The organism is Streptomyces sp. NPDC026301, assembly GCF_055567935.1.
On the sequence record NZ_JBVHPN010000019.1, the window covers coordinates 112,149 to 130,485 of the forward strand.

Consider the following 18,337-nt stretch of genomic DNA (forward strand, 5'->3'; position numbering starts at 1 on the left):
CGGCAGTCCTACGCTGCCCCGCAACGCCGCGACGCTTGACCCTTCAATCGAATGGCGTAGCGGCCGCACCGAATGCCGAAGCCCGACGAAAAAGAAAAAGAAGGCGCCGGCCGGCGCGAGAATCCGTCCCGCGAGGGCGCCGGGAACGCCGAGGCCGGCGAGTGGTCGCCGCCGGGTACGTGAGTCGGCTCCGGCGGCGACCGTGCGCGAGAAGGCGTGGCTCCCCGTCCCCGTCTCCTGGCGCTGATTTCGCCCGTCACCGGCCGCCGGAAGCGCGGGATGATCCCGGCGGGACAAGTCCGGGAGGGCGGGGCCGGAAGAACCGCATGTCGCCGCAGACTCAGCGGATCTCCGGCCGTCTGTGGGCCCGGACGACGATCTCGGGGGCTCGGAGATCCCTGCACCCGCGTACACGGGTGGTCCTGTACGACCCCGACCCTACGACCCCCACCCCCGCCCGCACACCCTCATTTCCCGACACATCCCCCGCCCCTGCCCAGGCCCCTGCCCAGGCCCCGGCGAGGGGTGCGGCCGGGGCTCCAGTCGGCGCCTCACGCCCGACAACGGAAAAAGCCCCAGGTCACGGTGTGACCTGGGGCTTCCCCTCGCCGAGCCGCCTAGGGGAGTCGAACCCCTGACCTACGCATTACGAGTGCGTCGCTCTGGCCGACTGAGCTAAGGCGGCGTGGTGCGCGGCCCAGTCTACACATGGCGGAGGGGTGGTTCGTAATCGGATTCGGAGGGGGGCCGGGGCCCGTGGTGCGGTCAGGAGCAGCGCTTGTTCTTGGCGGGGGACGTGCCCTCCAGCAGGTAGGTGTTCACGGCGGTGTCGACGCAGTCGCTGCCGCGGCCGTACGCGGTGTGGCCGTCGCCCTCGTACGTGAGGAGGCGGCCGGAGGAGAGCTGGGAGGCGAGGCCGCGGGCCCACGGGTAGGGGGTCGCCGGGTCGCGGGTGGTGCCGACGACGAGGATGGGGGCCGCGCCCTTCGCCTCGATGCGGTGCGCCTCGCCGGTGGCCTTGGCGGGCCAGTACGCGCAGTTCAGCGGCGCCCACGCGAAGTTCTCGCCGAAGACCGGGGACGCCTTGCGGAAGGCGGGGAGCGCGGCCTCGACCTGGGCGGGCGAGGAGAAGGCCGGGGGGAGGTCCAGGCAGTTCACGGCCGGGTTGGCGAACATTTGGTTGGCGTAGCTGCCGTCCGGGTCGCGCTCGTAGTAGGAGTCGGAGAGGGCGAGCAGGCCGCTGCCGTCGCCCTTCTGGGCCTTGGTGAGGTACTCGCGCAGCAGCGGCCAGGCCGTCTGGTCGTACATGGCGGCGATCACCCCGCTGGTCGCCAGGGACTCGGTCAGCTTGCGGGACTCGCCGGTGGCGATCGGGTGCGCGTCCAGGCGGCGGAAGAAGGCGGAGAGGCGCTTGCCGGCGTCCGTGGCGCTCTTCGTGCCCAGCGGGCAGTCGCGCTTCTTGACGCAGTCGGCGGCGAAGGACATGAAGGCGGTGTTGAAGCCGGCGGTCTGGTCCTCGTTGAGCTGCCGGGAGGTCAGGGAGGGGTCCATCGCGCCGTCCAGGACGAGCCGTCCGACGCGGGAGGGGTACAGGCCCGCGTACATCGCGCCGAGGAAGGTGCCGTACGAGGCGCCCACGTAGGTCAGCTTCCGGTCGCCCAGGACGGCGCGGAAGATGTCCATGTCGCGGGCCGCCTCGACGGTCGAGACATGGCCGAGCACCTTGCCCGAGCGGGCCCGGCAGCCGTCGGCGAACTTCTTGTAGGCGGTGGTGAGCTTGCCCTGCTCCGCCTTGTCGTCGGGGGTCTGGTCGACCTGCGTGTACCCGTCCATCTGCTTGTTCGTGAGGCAGCGGACCGGTTCGCTGCGCGCCACGCCGCGCGGGTCCATCGCGACCATGTCGTACCGGGCCTTCACGGCGGCCGGCTCCGGCGCGTACTGCTGGAGGTAGTTGATCGCCGAGGCGCCGGGGCCGCCCGGGTCGACCATCAGGGAGCCGATCCGCTTGCCGGGCCCGGTGGCCTTCTTGCGGGAGACCGCGAGCTTCAGGTCGGTGGCGCGGCTGGGCTTGGCGTAGTCCAGCGGAGCCCGGAGGGTCGCGCACTGGAAGCCCTTGGGGCCGCAGGAGTGCCAGCTCGGCTTCTGGTCGTAGTACGGGCGCAGGGCCGCCGGTACGTCCGTGGGCAGCGGGTCCAGGGGCTTGGTCGCCTTGTCGCTCTCCGGGCGGGCGTCGGGGCCGTGCTGGGCCGGCGAGGCGACCGCGCCGCCATCCGCGCCGCCCGGTTTACTGCAGGAGACGAGCAGCGCGGCGGCCGCGAGCACGGCGCCGGAGGTGCGGAGCAGACGGCTGGTGTCCATGGGTACGGTCCCTCGTTCGGCGGCGGTGGCGGCACTCGGCTCGGTGACGATTGGTGACCAGTGGTGACAGTTGGCGACAGCTCTGGGGAGCGTATCGGTCCTGATGGGGTCATGCCTGGCCTATTGCCCTCGTACGAGTGAGTTCGGCCGCCCGGCGAGGTACCGGGTGCGCTCGCCGCGCCGTGGGCGTCCCGGCGCTCTCAGCCCGCGCGGAGGGCCATCGTCATGGCCTCGACCGCCAGCAGCGGGGCGACGTTCCGGTCCAGGGCGCGGCGGCAGGCGATGACCGCCTCTATCCGGCGCAGCGTGCGCTCGGGGGTGGAGCCGGCGGCGATGCGCTGGACGCTGTCCCGTACGTCCTCGTTGGCCAGCTCGGCGGCCGTGCCGAGCTGGAGCGCCAGGACGTCGCGGTAGAAGCCGGTCAGGTCGGTCAGGGCAAGGTCCAGGCTGTCCCGCTGGGTACGCGTGGAGCGGCGCTTCTGCCGGTCCTGCAGCTCCTTCATCACGCCCGCCGTGCCGCGCGGCAGCCGACCGCCGGTGCCCGCGGCGGCGCCCAGCGCGGCCCGCAGCTCCTCGGTCTCCTTGGTGTCGACCTCCTCGGCGACCTGCTTGGCGTCCTCGCCCGCCGCGTCGATCAGCTCCTGCGCGGCCTTGAGGCAGCCGCCGACGTCGTCGACGCGGAGCGGGAGCTTGAGGACGGCGGCGCGCCGGGCCCGGGCCCGCTCGTCCGTCGCGAGCCGGCGGGCCCGGCCGATGTGGCCCTGGGTGGCACGAGCCGCGGCAACGGCGGCCGCGGGCTCGATGCCGTCGCGACGCATCAGCATGTCGGCCACCGCGGACGGGGCAGGTGTACTCAGCGTCAGCAGGCGGCAGCGGGAGCGGATGGTGGGGAGCACGTCCTCGATGGACGGGGCGCACAGCAGCCAGACCGTGCGCGGCGCGGGCTCCTCGACGGCCTTCAGGAGGACGTTGCCCGCGCCCTCGGTGAGCCGGTCGGCGTCCTCCAGGACGATCACCTGCCAGCGGCCGCCGGCCGGTGACATCGAGGCCCGGCGGACCAGGTCGCGGGTCTCCTTCACGCCGATGGACAGCAGGTCCGTACGGACCACCTCGACGTCGGCGTGCGTGCCGACCAGCGCCGTGTGGCAGCCGTCGCAGAAGCCGCAGCCGGGGGCGCCGCCCAGCGCGCGATCCGGGCTCACGCACTGCAGGGCGGCGGCGAAGGCGCGGGCGGCGGTGGACCGGCCGGAACCGGGCGGGCCCGTGAACAGCCAGGCGTGCGTCATCCTGGACGCGCTCATGGACTCCGGCGCGGACTCGGGCACGGCGGCGCCCGGCTGCTCGGCCGTGACCAGGGCGTCCGCGTCCTGCGCCGCGGCGGCGAGCTGCTCCGTCACCCGCTCCTGGCCCACCAGGTCGTCCCACACCGCCATTGCCGCTCCGCCGTCCTGTCCGTGTCCTGCCACGCGGTCCTGCCACCCGCCGGGCCGCCCCGTCGCCGTCGCATCCCGCCGTTGTGTCCCGCCGTCGTGTCCCATTGTGGTGGACGGCACTGACAATCCCGTCCACGTGGGGCGGAAAGCGCGCTCCGGGGGGCGCCCCGGGCCGGAAACGCCACCGGCCCCCGGTACGACGCGTACGTACCGAGGGCCGGAGAGGCGGGGATCAGCGGCGGCCCCAGCGGCCGCGGCGCTCCTCCTCTTCCTCCGTGTCGCGCGGGCCGAGCAGCTCGTCCGCGAGGGTCGGGAGGTCGTCGAGCGGGGTCTCCTCGGCCCACTCCGGGCGCCGCCGGCCGCCGGCGGGCCGCGGCTGGTGCTCGTACTGGGAGTGCGGCTGCTGCGGCGCGTACGACTCGTACGGCGACTGGCCGGTCCGGCCGGGGGACGGCAGGCCCGCCGCCGGGTCGATCTGCGGCAGCTCGGCCGTGCGCTCGGTGCTCGACTCGGCGGCGGGACGGCGCGTGCCGCCCTGCTCCGGGCGGAACATCCACGACGGCACCCGGTCCTCCGGGCCCTCGGGGCGTACCGGCGGCAGTACGGCGGTCTCGTCGGCCGCGCCGCTGTGCGCCGCGTCCTCGGGGCGTACGGAGGGCAGTACCGCCGTCTCGTCGGCGGCCCCGGAGCCCGCGGCGGGCGCCCGCCGGCCGGCACCGGACCGGTCATCCGCGGACGACCGGTCGCCGTCGCCGTCCGCGACCGGCTCGGGCTGCGGCAGTACGGCGGTCTCCTCGGGGTCGGACCCGGAATCGGTACGGCCGGCCGGCTCACCGGCGCCCGCGCCGGGCCGCGTCTCCTTGCGCATCTCCACCCGCGGCGTCCCGCCGGGCACGGTCTCCGCCGCGTCCCGCGGGGCGTGCTCCTGCGGCTCCTTGCGCATGCTGATGACCGGCGTCTCCGTGGTCGGCGCATCGGAGTCGTGCAGCCCCTCCGTCGCCGAGGCCGCGGCGAGCCGGGCCTGCTCGGCGCGGAGCAGGGCCTCCTCGGCCTTGCGCTGCTTCTCCAGGCGGCGCTCCTCGGCCTCCTGGCGCAGCCGCTTCTCCTCCTCGTGCTGCCGGCGCAGCCGCTCCCGCTCGGCCTGCCGCGCCGCCTCCTCGGCCTCCCGGCGCTTGCGCTCCTCCTCGGCCTGGCGACGGGCCTCCTCGGCACGCTGCCGGGCCTCCTCCGCCTGCCGGGCGGCCTCGCGCGCCTTGGCCGCCTCGATCTCGCGGCGCTTGCGCTCCTCCTCCTCGGCGCGCAGCCGGGCCAGCTGCTCCTGGCGCTCGCGCTCCTGCCGCTCCTCCTCGGCCTTGCGCGCCGCCTCTTCCTCGGCCTTCCTGCGGGCCTCCTCCTCGGCGGCCTTGCGGGCCTCGGCCTGCGCCTTCACCTCGGCCTCGGACAGCGGCAGCACCTGGTCCAGGCGGTGCCGTACGACCGTGGTGACGGCCTCCGGCTCCAGCCCCGCGTCCACGACCAGATAGCGGGCCGGGTCGGCGGCGGCCAGCGTCAGGAAGCCGTTGCGCACCCGCTCGTGGAACTCCGCGGGCTCGGACTCCAGCCGGTCCGGCGCCTCCGTGAAGCGCTCGCGCGCCGTCTCCGGGGTGACGTCCAGCAGGACCGTGAGGTGCGGTACAAGGCCGTCGGTGGCCCAGCGGGAGATGCGGGCGATCTCGGTGGGGGCGAGACTGCGGCCCGCGCCCTGGTACGCCACGGAGGAGTCGATGTACCGGTCGGTGATGACGACGGCGCCGCGCTCCAGGGCGGGCCGGATCACGCTCTCCACGTGCTCGGCGCGGTCGGCGGCGAACATCAGGGCCTCGGCGCGGTCCGACAGGCCGGACGTCGAGACGTCCAGGATGATCGAGCGCAGCCGCTTGCCGATGGCGGTGGCGCCCGGCTCACGGGTCACCACGACCTCGTGGCCCTTGGCCCGCATCCAGTCGGCGAGCGCCTCGACCTGGGTGGACTTGCCGGCCCCGTCGCCGCCCTCCAGGGCGATGAAGAAGCCGGTCGCGGCCGGGGCCTCGGCCGGGTCCCCGCCGCGCAGCGCCTCGCGCAGGTCACGGCGGAGCGAGACGCCCTGCCGGTCGTCGGTCTTGCCCAGTACCCACGCGGCGACCGGCAGCAGCAGCGCGCCGACGAGCATCAGCGTGAAGGCCGCGCCGCCGTGCGCGAAGACGAAGGAGCCCGTACCGAGGTGGTGCGGGCCGATGGCGGCGGCCAGCAGCGGCGCGACGATCGCGGCGGGCGCGATGGCGAGCCGCACGACGGCGTGCAGGTGCTCGGTCGTACGGGAGCTGCGGAACTCCTCGGCCTCCTGGTCCAGCAGCGCGTGTCCGGTGTGGGCCGCGATGCCGGCGCTCACCCCGGCCAGCAGCGCCAGCAGCAGGACGGTGGTCGGGTCGGGCACCAGGCCCATGGCCAGCAGCGCGAGGCCGGTGACGGCCACGGACAGGGCGAGCAGCCGACGGCGGGAGAAGCCGGGCAGGACCTTGCGGGCGCTGCGGATGCCGAGGACCGGGCCGCCGGTCAGGGCCAGTACGAAGAGGGCGAAGCCGACCGGGCCGCCGCCGAGGTCGCGGACGTGCAGCACGGTCAGGGAGACGGCCGCGGCGATCGCGGCGGCGACCGCGGCGCAGGCCAGCACGAGCAGCGGGACAGCGCCCGTACGGCCCTTGTCGACACCGGTGCCGGTCTTCGGGCGGCGCAGGCCCTCAAGGGGGGAGCGGGGACGCGGGGTCCGCGAGCCGGGGAACTCGATGAAGTACACGATCGAGACGGACGCGGCGAACAGCCCGGCCGCGACGTACGAGCCGAGCGCTGCCTGGTGGGTGTGGAACCACTCGATGCCCGCCCCCAGCGCGTTCCCCACCAGCGTGACGACCAGGAGGCCGGCGGCGGCGATGGGGAGCGCCACGAAGCCCGTGCGCAGCGAGAGGCGGCGCAGCGCCTCGTGGTTGTCCGGCAGCGGTCTCACGGCGTCGCCCTCGGCGGGCGGCGCGGGCAGCAGCGCGGGGGCCGCGCTCTCCCGGCACACCGTCCAGAAGCGCTCGGCGACGCCCACGACGAAGGCGGTGATCAGCACGCAGGCCAGGGCGTTGCCGTGGACCCAGTCGATCCACAGGGGGGCGACGATGAGCAGCAGGGCGCGCAGGGCGTCCGTGGTGATCATGGTCCAGCGGCGGTCCAGCGGCCCTTCCGGCGCGGTCAGCGCCGAGAGCGGGCCGAGCAGCACGGCCCCGAAGAGCAGCGTCGACAGCAGCCGGGCAGCGAAGACGGCGGCGACCGCGAAGGCCGCGCCCCGATATCCGCCGCCGAAGGCCGCGGTGCCTCCGTGGGGGGTGAAGACCGCCGCTTGCAACGCGAGCAGGACCAGGACCAGAACACCGAGGGCATCACCGATGCCACCGACGAACTGGGCGCTCCACAGCCGTTTGAGGGGAGGGAAGCGCAGCAGGGCTCGCACGGCGCGCTCGCGGGAATCCGCGGCGAGTGCGCCTGATGTGGGGGTCACGTCCGTTGGCTGCTCGGTACGCGTCATTCCGCCAGCCTAGCGGGACCCGGTGACATACCGGGTGCCCGCCCGAACAGGAGATCGGCCTCTGGGCGGGGCCTGCCCTGCCGCCGGCCGTCTGCGGCCACGTCGTGGCTGGTCGCGCAGTTCCCCGCGCCCCCGAGGGCTGCGCCCTGACGGGCGCAAGCCTCGGTCAGTCGTCGGACGTCGCCGACTTCGCGGCCGTCTTCTTGGCCGTCGTCTTCTTCGCAGCCGTCTTCTTCGCGGTCGTCGTCTTCTTTGCGGCGGTCTTCTTGGCTGCCGTCTTCTTTGCCGGGGCCTTCTTCGCCGTTGTCTTCTTGGCGGTGGTCTTCTTCTTGGCCGGGGCCTTGGCGCGCTTCTCCGCCAGGAGTTCGTAGCCGCGCTCCGGCGTGATCGTCTCGACGTCGTCGTCGCGGCGCAGGGTCGCGTTCGTCTCGCCGTCCGTCACGTACGGGCCGAAGCGGCCGTCCTTGACCACGACCGGCTTCTCGCTGACCGGGTCCGTGCCCAGCTCCTTCAGCGGCGGCTTGGCGGCTGCCCGGCCGCGCTGCTTGGGCTGGGCGTAGATCGCCAGCGCCTCGTCGAGCGTGATGGTGAAGAGCTGCTCCTCGTTCTCCAGGGAGCGCGAGTCCGTGCCCTTCTTCAGGTACGGGCCGTAGCGGCCGTTCTGCGCGGTGATGTCCACGCCCTCGGCGTCCTGGCCGACCACCCGCGGCAGCGACATCAGCTTGAGCGCGTCCTGCAGCGTGACCGTGTCCAGGGACATCGACTTGAAGAGCGAGGCCGTGCGCGGCTTGACCGCGTTCTTGCCGGTCTTCGGGGTGCCCTCGGGCAGGATCTCGGTGACGTACGGGCCGTACCGGCCGTCCTTGGCGACGATCTGGTGGCCGGACTCCGGGTCCGTGCCCAGCTCGAAGTCGCCGCTGGGCTTGGCCAGCAGCTCCTCGGCGTACTCCACGGTCAGCTCGTCGGGTGCCATGTCGTCCGGCACATCGGCGCGCTGGTGGTTCTCGGAGTCCTTCTCGCCGCGCTCCACGTACGGGCCGTAGCGGCCGACGCGCAGCACGATGCCGTCCCCGACGGGGAAGGAGGAGATCTCCCGGGCGTCGATCGCGCCCAGGTCCGTGACCAGCTCCTTCAGGCCGCCGAGGTGGTCGCCGTCGCCGTTGCCGGCCCGGGAGGCGGCACCCGCGTCGTCGCCCTCGCCGAAGTAGAAGCGGCGCAGCCACGGCACGGACTGGGCCTCGCCCCGTGCGATGCGGTCGAGGTCGTCTTCCATCTTGGCGGTGAAGTCGTAGTCGACGAGCCGCCCGAAGTGCTTCTCCAGGAGGTTGACCACGGCGAAGGACAGGAAGGACGGCACCAGGGCCGTGCCCTTCTTGAAGACGTAGCCGCGGTCCAGGATCGTGCCGATGATCGACGCGTACGTCGACGGGCGGCCGATCTCCCGCTCCTCCAGCTCCTTGACCAGCGTCGCTTCGGTGTAGCGGGCCGGCGGCTTGGTGGCGTGGCCGTCGACGGACATCTCGCGCGCTGTCAGCGCGTCGCCCTCGGCGACCTGCGGCAGCCGGCGCTCGCGGTCGTCCAGCTCGGCGTTCGGGTCGTCAGCGCCCTCGACGTACGCCTTCAGGAAGCCGTGGAAGGTGATGGTCTTGCCGGACGCGCTGAACTCGGCGTCCCGGCCGTCGCTCGCCGTGCCGCCGAGCTTGACGGTGACGCTGTTCCCGGTGGCGTCCTTCATCTGCGACGCGACGGTCCGCTTCCAGATCAGCTCGTACAGCCGGAACTGGTCGCCGGTCAGGCCGGTCTCGGCAGGGGTGCGGAAGCGGTCGCCGGAGGGGCGGATCGCCTCGTGCGCCTCCTGCGCGTTCTTGACCTTGCCGGCGTAGCTGCGCGGCTTCTCCGGGAGGTAGTCGGCGCCGTAGAGCTGCGTGACCTGCGCCCGGGCCGCCGCGATGGCGGTGTCGGAGAGCGTCGTGGAGTCCGTACGCATGTAGGTGATGAAGCCGTTCTCGTACAGCTTCTGGGCCACCTGCATGGTCGCCTTGGCACCGAAGCCCAGCTTGCGGCTGGCCTCCTGCTGCAGCGTCGTCGTACGGAAGGGCGCGTACGGGGAGCGGCGGTACGGCTTGGACTCGACCGAGCGGACCGCGAAGCTCGTGTTCTCGAGGGCGGCGGCCAGCGCCCGCGCGTTCGCCTCGTCCAGGTGCAGGACCTGGTCGGACTTGAGCCGGCCGTCGGAGCCGAAGTCGCGGCCCTGGGCCACGCGGCGGCCGTCGACGGTGGTCAGGCGGGCCCCGAAGGTGCCCGGGTCGGTCGCGTCGCCCTCGCGGCCGGTGGCGAAGGAGCCGGTCAGGTCCCAGTACTCGGCGGAGCGGAAGGCGATGCGCTCGCGCTCCCGCTCGACGACGAGGCGGGTGGCCACCGACTGGACACGGCCGGCCGACAGCCGGGGCATGACCTTCTTCCACAGGACCGGCGAGACCTCGTAGCCGTAGAGGCGGTCGAGGATGCGGCGGGTCTCCTGGGCGTCGACGAGCTTCTTGTTCAGCTCCCGCGGGTTCGCCACGGCGTCCCGGATGGCGTCCTTGGTGATCTCGTGGAAGACCATGCGGTGGACGGGGACCTTGGGCTTGAGGATCTCCTGCAGGTGCCAGGCGATGGCCTCGCCCTCGCGGTCCTCATCGGTGGCGAGGAAGAGTTCGTCGGACTCGGCCAGCAGCTCCTTGAGCTTTTTGACCTGGTCCTTCTTGTCGCTGTTCACGACATAGATCGGCTGGAAGTCGGCGTCGACGTTCACGCCGAGGCGGGCCCACGGCTCGCCCTTGTACTTCGCCGGGACCTCGGCGGCGCCGTTGGGAAGGTCACGGATGTGCCCGACGCTCGCTTCGACGACGTAACCAGGGCCGAGGTAGCCCTTGATCGTCTTCGCCTTGGCAGGCGACTCGACGATGACGAGTCGGCGGCCGCCGCCTTGTGCGGTGTCGCTGGTCGGGGACAACTTCGCTCTTCTCTCCGGTCGGCGCTGGGGGGTACCTCGGGAGGGGATTCCCGAGGGCGACTCTTCGGTGACGCTGCGGAGTGTGACGGTACATCCCGCCCCCGTGTCAAACGGAAAAAGCCCACAACGCCACTCGAACGGTAACCCGAGTCCAGCCCTTCATGCCGCCCGGACCGCGCGCCGCGGGCTCCACCACTGGGCGTGATCATGTGCCGCGAAGGGGCGGCGGGAAGGGCCGCGACGAGGCGGCAGACGGGTCGGGGCGCCACGGAAGGGGATACTCCGGATCCGGCTCCGGCAGACGCTGCGGACCTGGAACGGAAGGGGTGCGGGAGATATTCCGTTTCCGCGTCCCGTCCGCATTTCCCCCGGGCCTTTCCGGGGCCGCCGGCGGGTACCGAGGGGCGGCTCTCAGGGGCCCGGCGGCGGCGCGCGGGCGGCTGGCAGGATGGGTGGCGGGTCACACACAGACGTCTTCGGGGGGCACCGGCCATGACGAGCGAGCGCGACGTCCACGCCAGTGCGGTATCGGTGCCGCCGGCCCCTCCGATCCCGGGCGCGTCGGCGGCCGCCGCACCGGGCGCGGCGGAGGACGGTCCACGGGTGCGGCGGGCGACGCTGCTGGGCGTCGCGGTGGTGACCGGTCTCACGGCGGCGGCCTGCGCCTATCTGTGGCACACCGACCCGCACCAGCCGGGCCAGCCGCTGCCGCGCTGCCCCTTCAACGCCATGACCGGCCTGCTCTGCCCGGCGTGCGGCGGTACCCGCATGGTCTACGACCTGCTGCACGGTGATCTGCCCGCGGCCCTCCACGACAACGCGGCGCTGCTTCTCCTCGGAGCGCCGCTCGCTGCGTACGTGGGCGGGCGGCTGCTCTACGAAGGGCTGCGGGGCCGCCGCTACCGTTTCCGGCCGACGCCGCGTGCCCTGGCCGCGGCCCTGACGACCGCGATCGTCTGGGGCGTCGTACGGAACGTGGTGGGCTGACCGGCACACGGGCGTCGCCCCGGCGGCCGTCGCCCAGCGGCCGTCGCCCTATGCGGCGGACAGCAGCCAGCAGCCGGCCGCCAGGAACAGCGTGCCGAAGAGCGCGGTCATGGTCACCGCGAGCGGGCGAGTCACACCGTGGGCGACCGGCGCGCGGAGACTGACGCGCGCCACCAGCCACAGCAGCAGCCCGCCGCCGAAGAGAGCGAAGGCGGCACCGGAGAACACCGCGGGTCCACTTTCCATACGGGCACCCTGGCACCCCCGCACGGCCTGCGGGCGAACAGCGGGTGAACGCGCGCGGCGACTCCCCCGTACGGGCTTCACATTCCCCGGTACGCCCGCCCGTCGGCCCGCCTTCCCCGTCAGCCCTCCCCGGGCGTCGCGGCCGCCACCGGGCCGCCGACCGGCTCCAGGAAGCCCTGTTCGACCAGCATCCGGATCGCCTCCGGCGTGCGGTCCCGCAGCATCACCGGGTCCTCGCCGACCAGTTGGGCGATCGCGTCCAGGATGCGGCCGGCCGGCAGCGTGCCGTCGCAGACACCGGCGAAGCCCGCGCCGACCGTGTCGACCTTCGTGGCCCGCCGCATGCCCCTGTTCTGACGGAGCACCACGTGCTCCGGGTCCTCGGCGCCCGGCAGCCCGACCTGCTCCTGCACGACCTCGGGGGCCAGCTTGAACCGCCCGGCCAGCAGCGCCGCGTCGTCCGTGGCGCGCAGGTAGTCCTGGCGCTCGAAGTGGCGGAGCACCGTGGGGCCGAGCGGCTGCTCCACCGGATGCGGCCACTCCTCGATGGTGATCGAGGGGTCCTCGGCGCCGGACTTGCGCAGCGTGATCCACCCGAAGCCGATCGCCTTCGTCTTGCGCGCCTCGAACTCGTCCAGCCACGCCTCGTACCGCGCGGCGTACTCCTCCGGGCCCGCCCGGTGGTCGCCGGCGTCCCGCAGCCACAGCTCGGCGTACTGCGTGACGTCCTGCACCTCGCGCTGCACGATCCAGGCGTCACAGCCGCGCGGCACCCACGCGCGCAGCCGGTCGCGCCAGTCCTCGCCCTCGACGTGCTGCCAGTTGGCCAGCAGCTGGCAGTAGCCGCCGTCGTTCAGATGCCCGGCGGCCTGCTGCACCAGCGTGCGGCACAGGTCGTCGCCGCCCATGCCGCCGTCCCGGTACGTCAGCCGGGCGCCCGGGGAGATCACGAAGGGCGGATTCGAGACGATCAGGTCGTACGTCTCCTCGCCGACCGGCTCGAACAGCGAGCCCTCCCGGAGGTCGGCGGGCTGCGCACCGGAGAGCGCGAGGGTCAGGGCAGCGATGCGCAGCGCCCTCGGGTTCAGGTCCGTGGCGGTGACCTGGGTGGCGTACTGGGCCGCGTGCAGCGCCTGGATGCCGGAGCCCGTGCCGAGGTCGAGTACGGAGTCGAAGTGCGGGCCGGCGGCCGGGGCGCCGCCCTGGGGGCGCAGCGTGATCCCGGCGAGGGTCGTGGACGCGCCGCCCACGCCGAGCACCAGCTCGGAGCGGTCCACGCCGGCCGGGCCGCGGCCGATGCCGCCCGCGCCGCCGACCGCGCAGCCCAGGTCGGAGACGATCCACCAGTCCTGGCCCTCGGGGCCGCCGTACGGCCGCACGTCCACGGTCGCGCGCACGTCGTCGCCGTCCCGGACGAGCCAGCCGTCGGCGAGGCAGTCGTCCAGGGGCAGCGCGGCGCCCGCGCGGGCGGCCGGCACCGGCTGCTGGAGCAGGAAGAGCCGCACCAGCGTCGCCTGGGGGCCGTCGCCTCTCGTGGCGCGCAGGGCCGGCACGGTCTCGCTGCGGGCCAGCGCGGCGTAGGCGGTGGCGCCGAGCAGCTCCAGCAGGCCGTCGGCGGTGAAGCCCGCGGCCAGCAGCGCCTCCCGCAGCCGGGAGGTGCGGGCGGCGGACTCGGGGTCTCGGTCGTCTGCGACGGGGAGGTGCGTACTCACGCCCCCATTGTCAGGGCAACCACTGACAGCGAACCACCGGCACGACGACGGCGCCCCGGCCGGTCCGGTACGGATGTGTCCCGGACACAGGCTCTCCGTACCGACCGGGCCGCGGCGCCCGTACGAGCGGCGCGCGTGGGAGCAGCGCTCGTAAAGCGGCGCCCCTAGGAGCGGCGTCGGTCAGCGCCCCCTGTAGCGCGTCGGTCAGGAGCTCTTCTTGGGCGAAGCCGTCGCCTTCTGGGTCTGGCAGCCCTTCTGACCCGCCATCGCCTTGCCGACGTCGCCGGTCTCCAGCTTCTTGAAGGCGGCCTCGCTCTTCTTGTTGAGCTTGTTGATGCCGTCCGACAGCGAGCGCAGCCCGTCGGCGAACTTCTGCTTGTCCTTGGTGTCCAGGCCGTCGACCTGCTTCTTCAGGTCCGCGTAGCCCGAGGAGAGACCCTTCAGCTCCTTGACCGCGTTCTTCTGGTCGGCGCCGCCGCCGTCGACCGGCGGGGCGCCCGCCTTGCCGAGCGACTTCGCCAGCGAGCCGTACGCGTCCGAGATCTTCTGGAACGCCTGGGAGTCGGTCTGCTGCACCTTCTTGGAGTCGGTGCTGCCGTCGTCAGCGGTCTGCATCGACGCGTTGGCGTCCTGGATCTGCTTGAACTGAGCCTGCGCCGGGTCGCAGAAACGCTTGGCCCAGTCATCGAGCTTCTTGTTGCCGTCGTCGCTGCAGCCGGTCAGCGCGAGCACCAGTGCCGCACCGCCGGACAGTGCAGCCACAAGCTTCTTGTTCACCGGATTGGTCCCTTCCGTGGCTCTCGGCCCCGGAACATACACGCCCAGAGGGCTTTGACCATGAGACGAGCATCCCGTACGACCCGCATTGAAGCCATTTGCACCAAGGGACGGTGACCGATACCTCTCCTGCCCGGCACGCCGACGGGCGGGTGCCCGAGGCGTACAAAACACCTCACGCACCCGCCCGTTGAGCGGTTGTGCCGTCGCCCGCTAGGAGACGACCGCCGGGTCGACCGTCTGCGCGACCTTCCCCGAGTTGTCTTCGTCACCCACGGCGATGCCGCGGCGCTTGGAGAGGTACACCGCGCCCACGATGACGAGCAGCGCGAGGACCGCGACCCCGATCCGTACGCCGACGTTCGCGTCGTCGCCGTAGCTGAACTTCACCACGGCCGGCGCGATCAGCAGGGCCACGAGGTTCATCACCTTCAGCAGCGGGTTGATCGCCGGGCCCGCGGTGTCCTTGAACGGGTCGCCCACGGTGTCACCGATGACGGTCGCCGCGTGCGCCTCGCTGCCCTTGCCGCCGTGGTGGCCGTCCTCGACCAGCTTCTTGGCGTTGTCCCAGGCGCCGCCGGAGTTCGCGAGGAACACCGCCATCAGGGTGCCGGTACCGATCGCGCCCGCCAGGAACGAGCCGAGCGCGCCGACGCCGAGCGAGAAGCCGACCGCGATGGGCGTGAGCACCGCCAGCAGGCCTGGGGTGGTCAGCTCGCGGAGCGCATCCTTGGTGCAGATGTCGACGACCCGCCCGTACTCGGGCGTCTCGGTGTAGTCCATGATCCCGGGCTTCTCCCGGAACTGCCGGCGCACCTCGTAGACCACCGAACCCGCCGACCGGGACACCGCGTTGATCGCCAGCCCCGAGAAGAGGAAGACGACCGCGGCGCCCAGGACCAGCCCGACCAGGTTGTTGGGCTGCGAGATGTCCAGGCTCAGGGCCATGCCGTGGGCGGCGCTGCCCACCTTCGCCACCGCGGTGCCGATGGCGTCGCGGTACGACCCGAACAGTGCGGCCGCCGCGAGCACCGCCGTGGCGATCGCGATGCCCTTGGTGATGGCCTTGGTGGTGTTGCCCACCGCGTCCAGGTCGGTGAGCACCTGCGCGCCGTCGCCCTGCACGTCACCGGACATCTCGGCGATGCCCTGCGCGTTGTCGGAGACCGGCCCGAAGGTGTCCATGGCGACGATGACGCCGACCGTGGTCAGCAGGCCCGTACCGGCCAGCGCGACCGCGAACAGCGCCAGCATGATCGACGCGCCGCCCAGCAGGAACGCGCCGTAGACGGCCAGGCCGATCAGCACGGCCGAGTAGACCGCCGACTCCAGGCCGAGGGAGATGCCCGACAGCACGACGGTCGCCGGGCCGGTCAGCGAGGTCTTGCCGATGTCCCGTACGGGGCGCCGGTTGGTCTCGGTGAAGTAGCCGGTCAGCTGCTGGATGAGCGCGGCGAGGACGATGCCGATGGCGACCGCGACCAGGGCCAGCACACGCGGGTCGCCCGAGCGGCCGGTGATCGCCTCGTCGGTGACGCCCGCGAGGCCCGCGTAGGTGGACGGCAGGTACGTGTAGACGGCGACGGCCACCATCACCAGCGAGATCCCGGCGGAGATGAAGAAGCCGCGGTTGATGGCGGTCATGCCGCTGCGGTCGGAGCGCCGGGGCGCGACGACGAAGATGCCGATCATCGCCGTGACGACGCCGATGGCCGGAACGAGCAGCGGGAAGGCCAGGCCGGCGTCGCCGAAGGCCGCCATGCCGAGGATCAGCGCGGCGACCAGGGTGACGGCGTACGACTCGAACAGGTCGGCCGCCATACCGGCGCAGTCGCCGACGTTGTCGCCCACGTTGTCCGCGATGGTCGCGGCGTTGCGCGGGTCGTCCTCGGGAATCCCCTGCTCGACCTTGCCGACGAGGTCGGCGCCGACGTCCGCGGCCTTGGTGAAGATGCCGCCGCCGACTCGCATGAACATGGCGATCAGCGCGGCGCCCAGGCCGAAGCCTTCCAGCACCTTCGGAGCGTCCACCGCGTACACGAGGACGACGCAGGAGGCGCCCAGCAGGCCGAGGCCCACCGTGAACATGCCGACGACGCCGCCCGTACGGAACGCGATCTTCATCGCCTTGTGCGAGACGGCCGTCAGATCACGGGGCGCCGTGTCCCCTTCGGCGGGAGTGGCTTCGCGGGCGGCCGCGGCGACGCGCACATTGCTGCGCACCGCGAGCCACATGCCGATATAGCCGGTGGCCGCGGAGAATCCCGCGCCGATCAAGAAGAAGGCGCTGCGACCGATGCGCTGCGTCCAGTTGTCGGCGGGCAGCAGCATGAGCAGGAAGAACACCACGACGGCGAATACGCCGAGGGTGCGCAACTGCCGCTGGAGATAGGCATTGGCGCCTTCCTGCACGGCAGCGGCGATCTTCTTCATGCTGTCGGTGCCCTCGCCGGCCGCGAGCACTTGCCGTACCAGTACGGCCGCGACGGCGAGCGCCGCCAGCGCCACGAGGGCGATCACCAGCACCATGCCGCGGTTGCCGCTCGTCAGCGATGGCTCGGCCAGGTATGTGGGGGTGTCGAGCATCTGAGGGGTGTAAGGCCCCGCCATTCGTCCTCCTTGACGTTTGGCACATGGGCGCGCGAATGCACGCTCAGGCGTCCTGAGCAAAGATGTGGACGGATTGTAGGGAGCCGCACTAGATCAAAACAGTACGCGTCAAAGGGAATTCGCCTGCAGCCGCGAAGATCAATAGGTGATCGCTCCCAGAATTCGCCCGGAAGACGGAATGCGGCAAATTCGCTGACCGCGTCCGGATGATCTCGCTGTCCTATTGAACGCCGCTGCTCAGAGCCGCGCGCGAGATCCTTTGCGCGCGGGCCGCACGGGGCGCGCCGCGGAGCCGCGGCCTCCGCTCCGGCGCCCGGCGCCGACGGCGCGGCGCGCGTGTGCGTACGTGTACGAACATGTAGGCGCAGGCGTAGGCCCGCCGGTACAGCTGTGCGCGACGCCCCACGCACGCGGACGACATGGACCGCCGTACGGCACCAGTAGGAGCGGTGGGCGGGTCGGTGGTCGCGGGGGCGGGTTCCGGCGGCCGTTGGCGGCTTCTCGTGGCCGGCTGGCGGCTTCTCGCGGTGCGGCGCGCGGGGAGGGCAGCCGGAGAGTGCGCGGCCGTCAGGAGGCGCCGTGAGGGCGCGTGGTGAAGGTGCTTGGCCGGCCCGGAGTCGTCGGGCTACGGCGGAGGTCCTGACAGGACGGGGCTGAACCCGGGGTTACGGCAGTGCCGGGGTTACGGCAGCAGCGGGTTACGGCAGTACCGGGTCCGGGACCGTCGGCCAGGTCATGCGGATGACGCCACCGGCCTCGCTGGAGGACACCTCGACGTCGTCGACCAGGCCACTGATCACCGCGAGGCCCATCTCGTCCTCGGCCTCGTCGCCGATCACGGACTCCGCGCCGTCCGGCTCGCCGTCAGCGGCGCCCTGGCCGCCCGGCACGGATCCGGCGGGCGTCCCCGGCACCTCGTCACCGACCTCGATGGAGAACTTCTTCTCGTCCTCGATCAGCATGACCGTGATGGGCGCGGCGACGTCGTTACTGCGGTGCAGGCCCACCGCACGGCTGCACGCCTCACCGACGGCGAGACGGACCTCGTCGAGCACCGCCTCGTCCACCCCGGCCCGTCGCGCCACGGCGGCCGCGACCAGGCGCGCGGTCCGTACGTGCTCGGGCAGGGCGCTGAAACGAAGTTCGACGGTGGCCATTGCCATCCCCCTCGATATGCGGGCGTGCTACGCAGGGGGCCGGACGCGTCGTCCGGTACCCCCCACTGCTTCCTGCCCCCGTGCACGCGGCACGGGGCACCGAACAGCCGTCAGTCGGTTGCCGCGACGGCCTCGTCGACCGAGGTGTGAATCGGGAACACCTTGGTCAGTCCGGTGATACGGAAGATCTTAAGAATGCGCTCCTGGTTGCAGACCAGGCGCAGCGAGCCCTCGTGGGCACGCACCCTCTTCAGGCCACCCACCAGCACGCCGAGCCCGGTGGAGTCGAGGAAGTCGACGCGCTCCATGTCCACCACGAGGTGGTAGCTGCCGTCGTTCACGAGCTCGACCAGCTGCTCCCGCAGCTTGGGCGCGGTATATACATCAATCTCGCCACCGACGTCGACGACCGTACGGTCGCCAACGGTACGGGTCGACAGGGACAGGTCCACGGATCCTCCAGCACCTTGCTATCGAGC

At 72.5% G+C, this 18,337-nt stretch carries 11 protein-coding genes and 1 tRNA gene; 1 reads left to right on the forward strand and 11 read right to left on the reverse strand.

The annotated features are described in order from the left end of the window. Nucleotides 1–611: 611 nt before the first annotated feature. The 5 genes from ACZ4MH_RS28570 to topA all read right to left on the reverse strand — a co-directional run bounded on the left by ACZ4MH_RS28570 (nucleotide 612) and on the right by topA (nucleotide 10,369). Nucleotides 612–685, reverse strand: a tRNA-Thr gene (locus ACZ4MH_RS28570). A gap of 80 nt (nucleotides 686–765) precedes the next feature. Beyond that, a complete protein-coding gene (locus ACZ4MH_RS28575; protein WP_351598936.1) occupies nucleotides 766–2,358 on the reverse strand; it encodes an alpha/beta hydrolase in 1,593 nt (530 codons plus the stop codon). 200 nt (nucleotides 2,359–2,558) lie between these two features. Beyond that, nucleotides 2,559–3,791 carry a DNA polymerase III subunit delta' gene (locus ACZ4MH_RS28580; RefSeq protein ID WP_351598958.1) on the reverse strand — a complete coding sequence of 411 codons (1,233 nt, stop codon included), beginning with the start codon at nucleotides 3,789–3,791 and terminating at the stop codon, nucleotides 2,559–2,561. A 232-nt stretch (nucleotides 3,792–4,023) separates the two neighbouring features. Beyond that, complete coding sequence (gene tmk / locus ACZ4MH_RS28585; RefSeq protein WP_351598938.1) at nucleotides 4,024–7,374, reverse strand: dTMP kinase; 3,351 nt, start codon at nucleotides 7,372–7,374, stop codon at nucleotides 4,024–4,026. Nucleotides 7,375–7,540: 166 nt separating this feature from the next. Then, the gene (topA, locus tag ACZ4MH_RS28590; protein ID WP_351598940.1) at nucleotides 7,541–10,369 is read right to left on the reverse strand and encodes a type I DNA topoisomerase; all 2,829 of its coding nucleotides are present in this window, start codon (nucleotides 10,367–10,369) and stop codon (nucleotides 7,541–7,543) included. Nucleotides 10,370–10,861: 492 nt separating this feature from the next. Here topA and ACZ4MH_RS28595 point away from each other — a divergent pair, with 492 nt between their 5' ends. Then, a complete protein-coding gene (locus tag ACZ4MH_RS28595) occupies nucleotides 10,862–11,356 on the forward strand; it encodes a DUF2752 domain-containing protein (RefSeq protein ID WP_351598942.1) in 495 nt (164 codons plus the stop codon). Nucleotides 11,357–11,404: 48 nt separating this feature from the next. Here ACZ4MH_RS28595 and ACZ4MH_RS28600 read toward each other — a convergent pair whose 3' ends face one another. From ACZ4MH_RS28600 to bldG, 6 genes are all read right to left on the reverse strand, one after another. Continuing rightward, nucleotides 11,405–11,602, reverse strand: a complete 198-nt coding sequence (locus ACZ4MH_RS28600; RefSeq protein ID WP_351598944.1) for a hypothetical protein — start codon at nucleotides 11,600–11,602, stop codon at nucleotides 11,405–11,407. 119 nt (nucleotides 11,603–11,721) lie between these two features. Further along, a complete protein-coding gene (locus ACZ4MH_RS28605; RefSeq protein ID WP_351598946.1) occupies nucleotides 11,722–13,314 on the reverse strand; it encodes a DUF7059 domain-containing protein in 1,593 nt (530 codons plus the stop codon). 204 nt (nucleotides 13,315–13,518) lie between these two features. Next, nucleotides 13,519–14,091, reverse strand: coding sequence for a small secreted protein (locus tag ACZ4MH_RS28610; RefSeq protein ID WP_351598948.1), 573 nt, complete (start codon nucleotides 14,089–14,091; stop codon nucleotides 13,519–13,521). 213 nt (nucleotides 14,092–14,304) lie between these two features. Then, complete coding sequence (locus tag ACZ4MH_RS28615; protein WP_351598950.1) at nucleotides 14,305–16,701, reverse strand: sodium-translocating pyrophosphatase; 2,397 nt, start codon at nucleotides 16,699–16,701, stop codon at nucleotides 14,305–14,307. 698 nt (nucleotides 16,702–17,399) lie between these two features. Then, nucleotides 17,400–17,858 carry an ATP-binding protein gene (locus ACZ4MH_RS28620; RefSeq protein ID WP_351598952.1) on the reverse strand — a complete coding sequence of 153 codons (459 nt, stop codon included), beginning with the start codon at nucleotides 17,856–17,858 and terminating at the stop codon, nucleotides 17,400–17,402. Nucleotides 17,859–17,968: 110 nt separating this feature from the next. Next, nucleotides 17,969–18,310: an anti-sigma factor antagonist BldG gene (bldG, locus tag ACZ4MH_RS28625; protein ID WP_030260174.1), complete on the reverse strand. Its 342-nt coding sequence runs from the start codon at nucleotides 18,308–18,310 to the stop codon at nucleotides 17,969–17,971. Nucleotides 18,311–18,337 lie beyond the last annotated feature (27 nt).

Coding starts and splice junctions, on each gene's coding strand:
- ACZ4MH_RS28600 (WP_351598944.1), bottom strand. CDS start 11,602: ATGGAAAGTGGACCCGCGGTGTTCTCCGGTGCCGCCTTCGCTCTCTTC.
- ACZ4MH_RS28595 (WP_351598942.1), top strand. CDS start 10,862: ATGACGAGCGAGCGCGACGTCCACGCCAGTGCGGTATCGGTGCCGCCG.
- ACZ4MH_RS28615 (WP_351598950.1), bottom strand. CDS start 16,701: ATGGCGGGGCCTTACACCCCTCAGATGCTCGACACCCCCACATACCTG.
- tmk (WP_351598938.1), bottom strand. CDS start 7,374: ATGACGCGTACCGAGCAGCCAACGGACGTGACCCCCACATCAGGCGCA.
- ACZ4MH_RS28575 (WP_351598936.1), bottom strand. CDS start 2,358: ATGGACACCAGCCGTCTGCTCCGCACCTCCGGCGCCGTGCTCGCGGCC.
- ACZ4MH_RS28580 (WP_351598958.1), bottom strand. CDS start 3,791: ATGGCGGTGTGGGACGACCTGGTGGGCCAGGAGCGGGTGACGGAGCAG.
- ACZ4MH_RS28620 (WP_351598952.1), bottom strand. CDS start 17,858: ATGGCCACCGTCGAACTTCGTTTCAGCGCCCTGCCCGAGCACGTACGG.